This is a genomic window from Actinomadura hibisca NBRC 15177, from assembly GCF_001552635.1.
GTDB classification, from domain to species: domain Bacteria; phylum Actinomycetota; class Actinomycetes; order Streptosporangiales; family Streptosporangiaceae; genus Spirillospora; species Spirillospora hibisca.
On sequence record NZ_BCRO01000080.1, the window covers coordinates 1 to 13,312 of the forward strand.

Below are 13,312 nucleotides of genomic sequence, written 5' to 3' on the forward strand. Positions count from 1 at the left end.
CCGGGCTCCGCCCCCGTTCACGTCACGGCAGCACAGGAACAAGCGGGTTCTCGGAACATGAACGCCACGCCACCGCCCTCGATCTAGGGACCGTCCTGCTCGACCTCGACCTCGACCTCGGGCTCCGGTGGCTCCGGGTCGGGCTCGTTGAGGACCTCTCGTGCCCACTTCACCACCTCGGGATCCCCGCGGAACGGATGCGCCGCAGTCGGCAAGTTCAGCATCAGCGCATCGAACGCCTCGGCCTTGCGCACGATGCGCCGTCGCTCATCACGGCTCAGGTCGTCACTCATCACTTCTCCCTCCGGCCGGGCAGCGCCATCCCAGTGCGCTCACCCGTCCGCTGCGGCCACCCGTGCCACGCCTCGACCTCACGCATGGCGGCGACCAGGTCCTCCGGTCGCGCCCGCTCGATCACCGGCACCACCGCGCCCCAGGCGGGCATCGCCCAGAAATGCCTCGTCGCAGGCCCCCACCAGATCGTCCAGGCCGGGCACTCGGCGTCGAGACGCCGGGCGACGGCGCGCTGCTCGATGTCATGAATCTCCACGTGACCGTCTCCTGCTGCGACACGGGTGGTGATTTGGTCACAACCAGTGAAACCGCGACGGTGGGCACACGTCAGCGTGATACTGAGAGGTGAACGCAGGCATGGAACCGTGTCCGCAGACACCCGGCCGAGGTGCATCGCAACATGTCAGCCGAGACGAACAAGGCCATCGGTGCGCGGCTGCGCGCCGAGCGGAAAGCCCGTCGTCTGGTGGTGGCCGATCTCGCCGAGCAGTTCCGCGAGGTCGCCCCCGCCCGCGTCGCGCAACGTCTGCCGAAGCTCCGCGACCTCGAACGCACCATCCGCGGACATGAAGCCGGCGAACACGCTGTAGGGCCCCGCTACCGGATGTTGTACTCCGCTGTGTTCGGCGTCCCCGAAGAGGAACTGTTCGCTCCTCCGACGGAGGACGCGCCATCCCTCTGGTATCCCGGAGAAGTTGGCGTCACGCCCGACGATGACGAGCGCCTGGCAGCGGTGGCCGCCCGCCCGGCACGTCTGGACGCGGGCACGCTGGAGGCGCTCACGACGGTGCTGTCCGGGCAGCGTCGCCTTGAGGACGCCATCGGTCCCGAGGCACTTCGCGGGCCGGTCGCCGGCCAGCTGACGGTCATCCTGCCGATGTTGCGAGACGTCGGCGGCCAACTGCGCACCCCGCTCGGCCGCATCGCCGCCGAGTGGTCGGTGTACGCCGGATGGCTGAACGCGGCGACCGGGCGCGACGCCGAGGCGCTGGCGCTGTTCGGCCAAGCCGAGGACCTGGCCGACGACTTCCATGACGGGACCATCGCGGCGATCGCAACCAGCTTCCGCGGCTACGTCGCCCGTCAGCAGGGCCGCCATCGCGGCGTCGTCCGGGCATCGCGTGCTGCGCTGGCCGCCCCTGGCGGGCACCCGACGCAACGTACCTTCGACCTGCTTCAAGCCGCCCAAGGCTACGCCGGTCTCGGCGACCGCGAACAGGCGCGACGCCTCCTGAACGAAGCGGCCGAGCGGGCGCGCGACGACATTGAGCCACCACCGGCCGTGTACTGGTACTCCGAACCGTTCTTCCAGCTCAACATCGGGACGGTGCACCGTGACATCGGGGAGTATGCCGACGCGGCCGCGCTGCTGGATGAGGGCCTGCGCGGAATGCCGCCTGACCAGCAGGGCGCAGAATGGCTGGCCGAGTACCGCGACGCCTTGGACGACGCCCGGTCTCGGACGTAGCGAGCTTTCCAAGGCCCGCAAGTGAACTTCCGTAACGCCTCGCCACTTCCGGCCAGGCTTGCCCTACTCAACAGAGGCAACCACGCCACTGAACGCTGGCATAATCAACAAGGTGCGGCGGTCCGCGCCATCCTGGGGCATGGCGTGGGCCCGCACCGATGCTCTGAATCACTTAACGGATTAGCGGGCCACGTCAGTCGACCAGCGGACTACGACGTTCCAGCAGCGCCACATCGCGCCATCGCGTCTCGCCACCAAAATCATGACGGCCCATCCGCTCCCGGAGGCCCAGCAGCTTGAACCCGAACGCCTCGTGCAGCCGGATGCTCGCCGCGTTCTCCGGGAAGATCCCCGCCTGAAGCGTCCACACCCCGCCCCGCTCGCTGGACTCCACGACCGCCCCCAGCAGCGCGCGCCCCAACCCGCGCCCCTGCCCGTCCGGATGGATGTAGATCGACACCTCGGCGACGCCCGCGAACACCGGCCGGTCGGAGATCGGCGACAGCGCCACCCAACCCAGCACCCGCCCGTCCTCGCACGCCACGAAACGATGCCCTGGCAGCTTGCCGGACGAGAACTTCTCCCAGGCCGGACACTCCGTCTCGAAGGTGGCGTTGCCGCCGTCGATCCCGGCCTGGAAGATGGCGAGCACGGCGTCGGCGTGCTCGGGCAGCATCGGGGTGATCTCCACCCGTCCACTCTACGGAACGGACGACTCGCAACAAAAAGGACGCCGCTTACCGTCCCGCCCCGCTGAGGTACGCCAACGTCTGCCGCAGCTCGGCGTCGATCACCCGGCCCGCCGCAGCAGCGTCCCGATCGCGGATCGCCGCCACCAGCGCGGTATGCGCCGCACGGCCGTGCCCGGCGTCGGCCGCGCGCGCGTCGATCAGCCGCAGCAGGTCCAGCAGCCCCTCGCGCAGCACGGGCACGAACTCGCCGAACAGGTCGGCCAGCACCGGGTTGTGCGCGGCGCGCACCGCAGCATGGTGCAGCGCGATGTCGGCGTCGATGAACACCTCGTCGCCCTCCCCCTCAGCAGCGGCGTTGCGGCACTCCAAGGCTCGGTCGAGATCGGCCAAGTCGGCATCGGTACGGCGCTCCGCAGCCAACTCGGCGGCCCGCACCTCGATCATCATCCGGATCTCGTAGACGTCGGCCACCGACGCGCGCCGCAACCGGGCCTGCCAGTCCTCCTCCGGCTCGGTCGCGATCACGAACACGCCCGACCCCTGCCGCGCCCGCACCAACCCCGCCCCGGCGAGCGCGCGCAGCGCCTCCCGGACGGTGGAGCGCCCGACGCCGAGCTGCTTGGCCAGCGTGGTCTCCCCCGGCAGTTTCGCGCCGACCGGCCAATGCCCCTCGACGATCTGTTCCCGCAGGTGGCGGGCCGCCTGCTCGACGAGCGGACTGGGACGCAGGGGGCCGAGCGGCATGGGACCGTCCACCTATCAGGTTGTCTGAGGAGCTGAGGTGCGTCTAGGGTACCGGTCATGCAGTCGTGGGGTCTCCTTCTCGGACGCCGCGGCGGGGCCTGAAACGACCGGCACCCCGCCGCGGGGTTCGGCGCTGCCGGTCTCCCGACCGCAAGCCACGAGGACGACGCCTCCGTGAACGACTCTCCGGCCCTGCACATCCCCGCAGGCCCCACCCACACCAACACCACTGGCACCACCAGCGCCACCACGCGCCCCTTCCCCACCCTCCGCACCCCCACCGCCCCCATCCCCTCCGACGCCCCCGCCTGGAACCCCCAGCGCGGCGGTGCCATGCCGTCCCACCGCTACCGCCCCGCCCACCAGCGCGTCACCACCCCCGACACCATCCCCGGCTTCGAGCGCGCCTGGCCGTCCCGCCGCATCGAGCGCGCCCCGCTCTGGGTCCCGGTCGATCTGCGCGACGGCAACCAGGCCCTGGCCGAGCCCATGGACCCCGCCCGCAAACGCCGCATGTTCGACCTCTTCCTGGCCATGGGCTTCAAGGAGATCGAGGTCGGCTACCCCTCCGCCAGCCAGGCCGACTTCGACTTCGTCCGGCACCTGGCCGACAGCGGCGCCGTCCCCGACGACGTCACGGTCGTGGTCTTCACCGCCGCCCGCCGCGACCTCATCGACCGCACCTTCGCGTCCATCGAGGGCCTGGCCAACGTCGTGGTCCACCTCTACACCGCCACCGCCCCCACCTGGCGCGACACCGTCCTCGGCCACGACCGCCCCGCCCTGCGCGCGCTGATCGAGGACGCCGCCGCGCACCTGGCCCGGCTGGCCGACGCCCGTCCCGGGCCCCCGGTGCGCTTCCAGTTCTCCCCCGAGGTCTTCAACCTCACCGAGCCCGACTACGTCCTGGAGGTCTGCGACGGCCTGACGACGCTCTGGGACGCGAGCCCCGACCGACCGGTCATCCTCAACCTGCCCGCCACCGTCGAGATCGCCACCCCCAACCTCTACGCCGACCAGATCGAGTACATGGACCGCCACCTGGCCCGCCGCGACGCGGTCATCCTGTCGGTGCACCCCCACAACGACCGCGGCACCGGCGTCGCCTGCGCCGAACTCGCGGTCCTGGCCGGGGCGCAGCGCGTGGAGGGCTGCCTGTTCGGCAACGGCGAGCGCACCGGCAACGTCGACCTCGTCACGCTGGCCCTCAACCTGCACGCGCAGGGCGTGGACCCCATGCTGGACCTGTCCGACATCGACGAGATCCGCCGCACCGTCGAGCACTGCAACCGGCTGCCCGTCCACGAGCGCCACCCCTACGGCGGCGATCTCGTCTACACCGCCTTCTCCGGCACCCACCAGGACGCCATCGGCAAGGGCATGGCCGCGCACGCCGCCCGCGCCGAGGCGCTCGGCGTCCCGGCCGCCCAAGCCCCGTGGGAGGTGCCCTACCTGCCGATCGACCCGGCCGACGTCGGCCGCGACTACACCGCCGTGATCCGCGTCAACAGCCAGTCCGGCAAGGGCGGCGTCGCCTACCTGCTGCGCACCGGGTACGGGCTGGAGGTGCCGCGCCGGATGCAGATCGAGTTCGCGCGGGCGGTGCAGCGCGCCACCGACGCCAGCGGCGAGGAGATGACCGGCGCGCAGTTGTGGGAGCTGTTCCGCGCCGAGTACCTGGACCGCGCCGACGACGGCCCGGTCACGCTGGTGGAGTGGCGCACCGGCCACAGCGGGCCCGCACGGCACGACTTCACCGGCGTGATCCGCGTGAACGGCGTCGAGGGCGAGCACACCGGCACCGGAAACGGACCGCTGGAGGCGCTGACCGCCGCGCTGGCGTCGGCCGGGGCCAAGGTGGACGTGCTGCACTACGCCGAGCACGCCACCGAGCCCGGCCAGGACGCCCGCGCCGTCGCCTACGCCGAGTGCCGCGTGGACGGGATCACGTTGTGGGGCGCGGCGCAGGACACCTCGGTGCTGGGCGCGTCGATCCGGGCCGTGCTGTCAGCGGTCAACCGGGCACGCGCCTAGCCATCAACGCTCGTTCGAGCGCGCCTAGCTACCGACGGCCAACCGGGTGCGCCTAAGCCATCCGCAGCCAACCGGGCGCGCCTAGCCGCTGCTGCTCAGCCCGGCAGGCCGTATGCCGTTGCGGGCCGCCTCCGCCCAGGGATTTTCGGAGGCGGCCCGCCCCGGCGGGTCGGTGCGGCGTGCCCCGTCAACGGCGCGAGCGCGAGCGCGTGCGCCGGCTGCCGCCGCCCACCTGCCGCCGCCAGGAGAAGCCGCCCGGCAGGCGCAACGTCATGTGCTTACGGCCGTCCGCGCCGCGCGTGTAGCGGGCGCCCCGGCCGCCGACGCTGTGCCCCACGCCGCGCTTCGACAGGTTGATCCGGAAGGGTCCCACCTTGATCGCTTTTCGGTAGCTCCAGCCCATCGTGCCCTCCCCGCTCGTGTGATCGTCGTACTCGCCGCGATCGTGCCCCGTCCACCGCCGATCACGCTCCACCCCGGCGAGAGACGGGACACAAACCGCTTTTCGGTCAGACCGCGAAAGGCAACGGCAACATGTGCCCAATATCGGCCGCCGTTCCTGCGCCCCCGCCCTTGAGCGCCGCGCCCGGACCGAGGACCCTGCCCCCGTAGAGATCATTTTCATATCCCCCCGGAGGTGCGGGTTGCCCAGGCGATCCCTGAGACGGACCCCGCGCGGCGTCGCGCTCGCCACGCTCACCCTGACCGCCCTGGCCGGCGGCGCGCTGGCCGCCGTGCCGGCCCAGGCCGCGGCCCCCGAGATCGTGGTGAAGGACGGCGTCACCCAGCCGGTCTTCTCCTACCAGGACGCGATCCGCGAGCACGTGTCGGTCGAGTCGCCCGTCGACAGCGACAAGGACGGCAAGCGCGACCGCGTCAACGTGGACATCATCCGGCCCAAGGAGACCCGCGAGGGCCTCAAGGTGCCGGTGGTCATGGACGCCAGCCCCTACTACGACAACTCCGGGCGCGGCAACGAGGGCGAGCGCAAGGTCTACGACGCGGCCGGGAACCCGGTGAAGTTCCCGCTGTACTACGACAACTACTTCGTCCCGCGCGGGTACGCCTTCCTCGCCGTGGACATGCTCGGCACCAACAAGTCCGACGGCTGCCCGGTCAGCGGCGGCCCGTCCGACGTCCTCGGCGTCAAGGCCGTCGTGGACTGGCTGAACGGCCGCGCCACCGCCTACGGGGCCGACGGCAGGACCGTCGCCGCCGACTGGACCACCGGCCGCACCGGCATGATCGGCAAGTCCTACGACGGCACGCTGGCCAACGGCGTGGCCGCCACCGGCGTGCGCGGCCTGGAGACCATCGTCCCGATCTCGGCCATCAGCAGCTGGTACGACTACAGCCGCAACAACGGCGTCAAGTACTCCAACGGCTACCAGCCCTGGTTGTCGCAGTACGTCGACACCGACCCCGACGCCAAGTGCGCCGCCGTCCGCGACGAGATGCACCAGGGCGAGGACGACGCCACCGGCAACTACAACGCCTACTGGAAGACCGCCGACCACCGCGACGGCACCATCGGCGACGTCGACGACGTGCGCGCCAGCGTGTTCGCCTTCCACGGCGTCAACGACCTCAACGTCAAGACCGACCACTTCAGCAAGTGGTGGGCGGGCCTCGCGAAGAACAACGTGCGCCGCAAGGTGTGGTTGTCGCAGCGCGGCCACGTCGACCCGTTCGACACCCGCCGCGACCTCTGGGTGGCGACGCTGCACAAGTGGTTCGACCACGAGCTGCAGAAGATCGACAACGACGTGCTGGACCAGCCGCGCGCCGACATCGAGATCGGCCCGGACCAGTGGATCACCCAGTCCGACTGGCCCGCGCCCGACGCCCGGCCGCTCGCCCTCAACCCGCAGCCCGACGGCGCCCTCGGCCGCGAGCCGGTCCGCAAGAACACCCCCGCGACCTACACCGACGCGCCCGGCGCGCGCGGCACCGGCTACAGCGAGGGCGAGATGGTCTCCGACCCCGCCACCGGCAAGCCGTTCCGGCTGGCGTACGTGTCGGGCCCGCTGCCCCAGAGCGCGCGCCTGTCCGGCTCCCCCACCGCCAAGCTCCAGGTCAGCCTGGACAAGCCCACCGCCAACCTCACCGCGCTGCTGGTGGACTACGGCGAGGACACCCGCGTCGACTACCTCGGCGCGGGCTCGGGCATCGAGACCCTGACGACCGAGAGCTGCCACGGCGAGAGCACCGCCGCCGACGACGCCTGCTACAAGCAGACCCGCACCAAGACGCGGACCAGCGCCGTCAACGTCGTGGCGCGCGGCTGGCTGGACGCGCAGAACCGCAAGTCGCTGAGCAACCCGGCCGCCCTCACCCCCGGCACCTACTACGGCGTGCGGTGGGACACCCTCGCGCAGGAGTACGTGTTCAAGAAGGGGCACCGGCTCGCGCTGGTGCTGGCCGGAACCGACCGCGACTACAACGAGGACACCCCCACCGGCACGAAGGTGACGGTGGACCTCGGCCGCAGCTCGGTCAGCGTCCCGGTGGTGATCGCCGGTGACACCGAGCCCGCCACGATGATCGCGCCGCGCGGCGCGTGGACGGGTCCGGCGGGCGTGGAGCTGCCGGTGCAGCCCAAGCAGTTCTTCTGATCGACGCCCGGTCGGTGGGCCGGGTCCGCGTCACTTGCGGACCCGGCCCACCGCCTTTACAAAGTATCTCTTGGGAGAAGGTCACCCCTTCCGGTCGGTGTCCTTGCTGGGCTGGACGCGCTTGGGCTCGCCCGCCATTTTCGGATAGTTGGGCGGGTAGGGCATGTCGCCCAGGCCGTGGTCGGTCTCGTCGCGGTCGGCCAGCTCCAGCAGGCCGTCCAGCGGGAACGCGGCGTCGTCGATGGCGGCGTGCAGGTCGCCGAGCTTGGCGAACCGCTCGGGCATGGTCGCGATGGTGAAGTCGTGCGGATCGACGTCGGGCAGCTCGTCCCAGGTCACCGGGGCCGACACCGGCGCGTGCGGCAGCGGCCGGACGCTGTAGGCCGAGGCGATGGTGGCGTCGCGCGCCGCGCGGTTGTAGTCGATGAAGACCTGCTCGCCCCGCTCCTCCTTCCACCACCTGGTGGTGACCAGCTCGGGGGCGCGCCGCTCGACCTCGCGCGCGAACGCCAGCGCGGCCCGCCGCACCTGCGTGAACGTCCAGCGCGGCTCGATCCGGACGTAGACGTGCACGCCCGCCTTGCCGGAGGTCTTCACGAACCCGGTGAGGCCCAGCTCGTCCAGCAGCTCGCGGGCCGGGCCCAGCACGACGCGCACCGCGTCGGCGAAGTCCGTCCCCGGCTGGGGGTCGAAGTCGATGCGCAACTCGTCGGGATGGTCGACGTCGCCGCCGCGCACCGGCCAGGGGTGGAAGGTCAGCGTGCCGAGGTTGGCGGCCCAGGCGATCACGGCCTCCTCGGTGGGCATCACCTCGTCGGCCGTGCGCCCGCTGGGGAACACGATGCGGGCCGTCTGCACCCAGTCGGGCGCGCCCTTGGGAATGCGCTTCTGGTAGAAGGCGTCCGCGCCGCGCGCGTCGGCCCGGGTGGCGAGCCTGGCCCCCTCGAACACCCCCGACGGCCAGCGCTCCAGCGTGGTGGGCCGGTCGCGCGTGGCGCGCAGGATGCCCTCCCCCACGGCCAGGTAGTACTCCACCAGCCGCCGCTTGGCGTAGCCGTGCTCCGGGAAGTAGATCTTGTCGGGATTGCTGACCTTGACGAGCCGATCCCCTACCGGGATCTCGATGTGTGGCGAGGCCATGCGCTCAAGGTAACGCGGGGCACCGACAGTTTCCGGGAGCGAGGTACCGTCTGACCATGGAGAAGATCCGCAAGAGTGAGGACGAGTGGAAGGCCCAGCTCAACCCGGAGGAGTTCCGGGTGCTGCGCGAGGCGGGCACCGAGCGGCCGTTCACCGGCGAGTACACCGACACCAAGACCGTCGGCGTGTACCGGTGCCGGGCCTGCGGGACCGAGCTGTTCCGGTCGGACGCCAAGTTCGACTCGCACTGCGGCTGGCCGTCGTTCTTCGAGCCGTCGGAGTCGGACGCGGTGACGCTGGTCGAGGACCGGTCGATGGGCATGACGCGGGTGGAGGTGCGGTGCGCGACGTGCGACTCCCACCTCGGCCACGTCTTCGAGGGCGAGGGCTACCCGACGCCGACCGACCAGCGCTACTGCATCAACAGCATCAGCCTCACCCTGGAGCCCGCCGAGTGACGGGCTGAACGCGCCCCGTCGCCGCCGGACCGCAACCCCGAGCCCGGTTCGGGCGTCCAACCATGGGGACCTACGCCGCCCGGACGAGGGTCGGCGGCGGACGAGGGGTGGCGATGGACGAGCAACTGGGCACCTACGAGATCGCCTACCTGTGCGGCGGACCGGAACGCGCCGCGCAGACCGTCCTGCTCGCCCTGCACGCCGACCACCGCATCCGCGTCCCGCACGGCACGCGCCGGGTGGAGACGGTGGAGCGGGCCGGGGAGGCCGACGGGGTGGACGGGGCCGCTGGGGCCGGGGGCGGCGGGACCGGCGGCGAGGCGTTCGCCGACGACGTGCTGCAGGCCATCGCGCTGGCCGAGATCCCGCCCGCCGGGCGAATGTTCGGGCAGGTCGTGCGGGCGGTGGCGGACTCGCCACTGGTGGACGGGGTGGCCGCCTCCCTCCAGGAGGCGGGCCTGCTGAGCCGCCCGCTGGTGGGCGCGCCACGCCCGACCCGCCGGGGCCGGGCGGTGCGCCGCAGGCTGCACGACGACCACGACGGGCTGGCGGAGCGGCCGGACGCGGGGCTGGCGAGGTTCGCGGCGCTGGGCTCGGCGGGGATCGCGGAGCCTCGGCTGCGCGAGGTGTTCGAGACGCCGGACCCGAAACCGGAGCGGCGGCCGTCGAAGTCGTTCGCTGACGCGGGGCGTGGCCTATTCGGCACGAACCGCGGTCCGCACGAGGATGAGGCGGGTAGTTAGCGCGCTACGGGTGGTTAATGGGCCTCGGGTGGTTAGCGCGCCACGGGTGTAGCGGGCCAGCGGGTAGCGGGCAGGCGCGCGGTTAGAGGACGGCTGGCGGGTGGGTGGCTGGGCGCGCGTCCTGCTGCGGTGTCGGCTCGGTTGCCGGGTCGGATCAGCGGGTTTCGCTGACCTCGCAGTCGTCCTTGTCGCTCTGCTTGTTGGCCAGCACCACGCTGCCGTTGCCCTCGCTCTTGCCGTGCACGAACACGCGCGGGGCCTCGTCGCCGCCGTCGCGCAGGAACTGGGTGGTCCACTCGCACAGCGACACGGCGGGCTTGGAGTTCTCGTCGCCCTCTTCGAGGTCGGTGTAGATCCGCACGAAGTCGCCCGAGCGCCGGATCTCCTTGACGTGCCCGGTGGTCTTCTTGTCCTCGTCCTTGCCCTCCAGGTAGGGCAGGGCGTCCGGCAGGCCGTCGGGGTCGTCGTCGGCGGGCGCGGCGGACTGCTGGACGGCGGGCGCGCTCGGCGCCTGGCGGGCGGCGGTCTCGGCGCGCGGCGCCTGGCGGGAGTCGGTCGCCGACAGGCCCGCCACCGCCGCGACCGCCAGCAGCGCCACCGAGGCGGTGCCGGTCCCGGCCGCGACCAGCCGGCGGCGGCCGGGCTCCCCCAGAGCCGCGTTCTTGATCAGCCGGTTCCATCCGGTGGCGATTCCGGACGACGGCTTGGCGTGCTTTCCACGGGCGTGTTTGGGGGGAGCAGTAGTCACGGCCAGCACTTTACCTGCGCTTTGCCGCCTCTTCGCGGGAGATGGGACAACCGGAACCCCCCGCCCCGAACGACCTGATCACAGGATGGACCCGGAAGTCCTTCGGCACCGCCGCCCCGTCTCGCGGCCCGTTGGACGCGGGACGGGGCCGTACCGCCGGTTACGGCAGGTTGGCGACCAGGTCGGCGACCGAGCGGCGGCGGCCGGTGTAGAACGGCACCTCCTCGCGGACGTGCCGCCGTGCCTCCGAGCCGCGCAGGTGCCGCATCAGGTCCACGATGCGGTGCAGCTCGTCGGCCTCGAACGCCAGCATCCACTCGTAGTCGCCCAGCGCGAACGACGCGACGGTGTTGGCCCGCACGTCCGGGTAGCCGCGCGCCATCTTGCCGTGCTCGGCGAGCATCGCGCGGCGCTCCTCGTCGGCCAGCAGGTACCACTCGTACGACCGCACGAACGGGTAGACGCACACGTACGCGCGCGGCTCCTCGTCGGCCAGGAACGCCGGGATGTGGCTCTTGTTGAACTCGGCGGGGCGGTGCAGCGCCATCTGCGACCACACCGGCTCGCTGGCGCGGCCCACGGCGGTGCGGCGGAAGCGGGCGTAGACGTCCTGGAGGGCGTCGGAGTCGGCGGCGTGCCACCAGAACATGTAGTCGGCGTCGGCGCGCAGCCCGGCCACGTCGTACAGCCCGCGCGTCACCACGTCCTTCTGGGCGGCCTGGTCGAGCACCTCCTGCACCTCGACCGCGTCGCGCTCGCCGAACTCACCGGGGTTCTTCACCCGGAAGACCGACCACATCGTGTAGCGGATCACCTGGTTCAGGTCGCGCGCCTTCGGCTTGGCCGTCTTCTCCGTCGCTGCCATGTTCCGATTCTCCCCGACTCTCCAGAAACTCCAGTATCCGGGCCGCCGCCGCGCGGGCGGAGGCGATGCACGCCGGAATGCCCAGCCCATCGTAGGCGGCGCCCGCGACGGCCAGCCCCGGCTGCCCCGCCACGGCCGCGCGCACCCGCGCGACCCGGTCGGCGTGCCCGACGTTGTACTGCGGCAGCCCGCCGCCCCAGCGCGTGATCCGGCTGTCCAGCGGCAGTTCGGCGACGTGCGCGGTGGTGGCCAGCTCGGTCATCGCGGCGGCCTTGAGGTCCTCGTCGGACCGCTGCAGGGTGTACTCCTCGCCGAACCGGCCGATCGAGCAGCGCACCGCGATCAGCCCGGGGTCGCGGTCGCGCAGGTGCGGCCACTTCACCGAGCTGAACGTGACGGCCTTGACTTGCCGTCCCTCCACGGCCGGGACCAGGTAGCCGCTGCCGCGCGGCAGCCTCGGGAAGGCGCTGGCCGGGTAGATCAGGGTGACGATCGCCATGCTGGCGTACTCGATGCGCTCCAGCTCGCGCGCGGCGGCGGGCACGTCCTCGGCCAGCAGCCGCGCGGCGGGCGCGGCGGGCACCGCCACCAGCACGGCGTCGGCGTCCAGCGTCTCGGGCTCGCGGGCGGAGCCGACCACCAGCCGCCAGCCGTCCGGGCGGCGGCGCAGCTCGCGGACGGTCGCGCCAGTGCGCACGGTGCCCCCGGCGGCCTCGACGTCGGCGGCGACCAGGGGCGGCAGCGTGCCGAGCCCGCCGGGCAACGTCGCGAACACCGGCCCGGGGTCGGCGGGCGCGGCGGCCCGCACCGACCGCACGGCCGAGACCAGCGACCGGTGCGACCGCGCGGCGGTGGCGACGGCGGCGAGCGTCGAGTCGAACGACAGCAGCTCGGCGCGCCCGGCGTACACCCCGCCCAGCAGCGGCTCGACCAGCCGGTCCACCACCTCGCGGCCCATCCGCGCGCCGATGAGGTCGGCCACCGACACGTCGGCGCCGCGCCGGGTCTCGGGCAGCACCAGGTCCAGCGGGACGCGCGCCAGCCCGCCCGGCGACAACACCTGGGAGGCCGCGAGCGCGCGCAGGTCGGAGGGCACCCCCATGACCTGCCCGGCGGGCAGGCGGCGCAGCGCGCCGCGGCTGAGGATCGCCGAGGAGGTGGTGCCGGGGTGGACCAGGTCGTCGCCCCGGCCCAGCTCGCGCACCAGCCCGACCGCCTCGGGGCGGCGGGCCAGCATCGACTCGGCGCCCTCGTCCACCGGCAGCCCGCCGACCTCGCTGACCTGGAGCTTTCCGCCGATCCGGGGCGACCCCTCCAGCACGGTCACGCGCGCGCCGCCGCGGGCCAGCAGCCGCGCCGCCGCGAGGCCCGCGATGCCGCCGCCGACGACCACGACGTGGGAGGAACTGCTCATGGGAACCACCTTCCCAGACGGTCGCGATGATCCGGCACCGGGGTGGCGCGACGGTTCTTGTCACCTGCGGACAAGCCGGGAACGATTTAGCCAGTGA

The 13,312-nt window shown here is 72.3% G+C and carries 14 protein-coding genes; 5 read left to right on the forward strand and 9 right to left on the reverse strand.

What is annotated here, in order from left to right; all coding sequences use genetic code 11:
• Positions 1-83 precede the first annotated feature (83 nt).
• Together AH6_RS32135 and AH6_RS44310 are read right to left on the reverse strand one after the other, a co-directional pair.
• Positions 84-293, reverse strand: coding sequence for a hypothetical protein (locus AH6_RS32135; RefSeq protein WP_067487732.1), 210 nt, complete (start codon positions 291-293; stop codon positions 84-86).
• Positions 293-550 carry a hypothetical protein gene (locus AH6_RS44310; protein ID WP_067487734.1) on the reverse strand — a complete coding sequence of 86 codons (258 nt, stop codon included), beginning with the start codon at positions 548-550 and terminating at the stop codon, positions 293-295. The genes AH6_RS32135 and AH6_RS44310 overlap by 1 nt, the downstream gene beginning before the upstream one ends.
• A 144-nt stretch (positions 551-694) precedes the next feature.
• Here AH6_RS44310 and AH6_RS32145 point away from each other — a divergent pair, with 144 nt between their 5' ends.
• Positions 695-1,762, forward strand: a complete 1,068-nt coding sequence (locus AH6_RS32145; RefSeq protein WP_067487736.1) for an NsdA family TPR-like regulatory protein — start codon at positions 695-697, stop codon at positions 1,760-1,762.
• 193 nt (positions 1,763-1,955) lie between these two features.
• On the opposite strand, the gene AH6_RS32150 is transcribed toward AH6_RS32145, so the two are convergent.
• Both AH6_RS32150 and AH6_RS32155 read right to left on the reverse strand, forming a co-directional pair.
• Positions 1,956-2,453, reverse strand: a complete 498-nt coding sequence (locus AH6_RS32150; protein ID WP_245679558.1) for a GNAT family N-acetyltransferase — start codon at positions 2,451-2,453, stop codon at positions 1,956-1,958.
• Positions 2,454-2,499: 46 nt separating this feature from the next.
• Complete coding sequence (locus AH6_RS32155; protein ID WP_067487739.1) at positions 2,500-3,198, reverse strand: FadR/GntR family transcriptional regulator; 699 nt, start codon at positions 3,196-3,198, stop codon at positions 2,500-2,502.
• 333 nt (positions 3,199-3,531) lie between these two features.
• Between AH6_RS32155 and leuA the strand changes: the two genes are divergently transcribed.
• Positions 3,532-5,232 (forward strand): 2-isopropylmalate synthase, encoded by a 1,701-nt coding sequence (leuA, locus tag AH6_RS32160; protein WP_083983691.1) that lies wholly within the window; start codon positions 3,532-3,534, stop codon positions 5,230-5,232.
• A 187-nt stretch (positions 5,233-5,419) separates the two neighbouring features.
• Here leuA and AH6_RS32165 read toward each other — a convergent pair whose 3' ends face one another.
• Positions 5,420-5,635, reverse strand: a complete 216-nt coding sequence (locus tag AH6_RS32165) for a DUF4236 domain-containing protein (RefSeq protein WP_067487741.1) — start codon at positions 5,633-5,635, stop codon at positions 5,420-5,422.
• Positions 5,636-5,876: 241 nt separating this feature from the next.
• Here AH6_RS32165 and AH6_RS32170 point away from each other — a divergent pair, with 241 nt between their 5' ends.
• Entirely contained in the window at positions 5,877-7,847 is a 1,971-nt protein-coding gene (locus AH6_RS32170; protein ID WP_083983684.1) for a Xaa-Pro dipeptidyl-peptidase, read from the forward strand.
• Positions 7,848-7,928: 81 nt separating this feature from the next.
• Here AH6_RS32170 and AH6_RS32175 read toward each other — a convergent pair whose 3' ends face one another.
• Complete coding sequence (locus AH6_RS32175; RefSeq protein ID WP_067487743.1) at positions 7,929-8,987, reverse strand: DNA polymerase domain-containing protein; 1,059 nt, start codon at positions 8,985-8,987, stop codon at positions 7,929-7,931.
• 56 nt (positions 8,988-9,043) lie between these two features.
• Between AH6_RS32175 and msrB the strand changes: the two genes are divergently transcribed.
• Positions 9,044-9,445: a peptide-methionine (R)-S-oxide reductase MsrB gene (msrB, locus tag AH6_RS32180; protein ID WP_067487744.1), complete on the forward strand. Its 402-nt coding sequence runs from the start codon at positions 9,044-9,046 to the stop codon at positions 9,443-9,445.
• Between the two features lie 62 nt (positions 9,446-9,507).
• Complete coding sequence (locus AH6_RS32185) at positions 9,508-10,188, forward strand: TIGR04222 domain-containing membrane protein (protein WP_083983685.1); 681 nt, start codon at positions 9,508-9,510, stop codon at positions 10,186-10,188.
• Positions 10,189-10,342: 154 nt separating this feature from the next.
• On the opposite strand, the gene AH6_RS32190 is transcribed toward AH6_RS32185, so the two are convergent.
• The 3 genes from AH6_RS32190 to hemG all read right to left on the reverse strand — a co-directional run bounded on the left by AH6_RS32190 (position 10,343) and on the right by hemG (position 13,215).
• Entirely contained in the window at positions 10,343-10,936 is a 594-nt protein-coding gene (locus AH6_RS32190) for a hypothetical protein (protein ID WP_157431857.1), read from the reverse strand.
• A gap of 160 nt (positions 10,937-11,096) precedes the next feature.
• A complete protein-coding gene (gene hemQ / locus AH6_RS32195) occupies positions 11,097-11,801 on the reverse strand; it encodes a hydrogen peroxide-dependent heme synthase (RefSeq protein ID WP_067487750.1) in 705 nt (234 codons plus the stop codon).
• Positions 11,701-13,215, reverse strand: coding sequence for a protoporphyrinogen oxidase (hemG, locus tag AH6_RS32200; RefSeq protein WP_067487752.1), 1,515 nt, complete (start codon positions 13,213-13,215; stop codon positions 11,701-11,703). Before hemG ends, hemQ begins: the two co-directional genes overlap by 101 nt.
• Between the last annotated feature and the right edge of the window lie 97 nt (positions 13,216-13,312).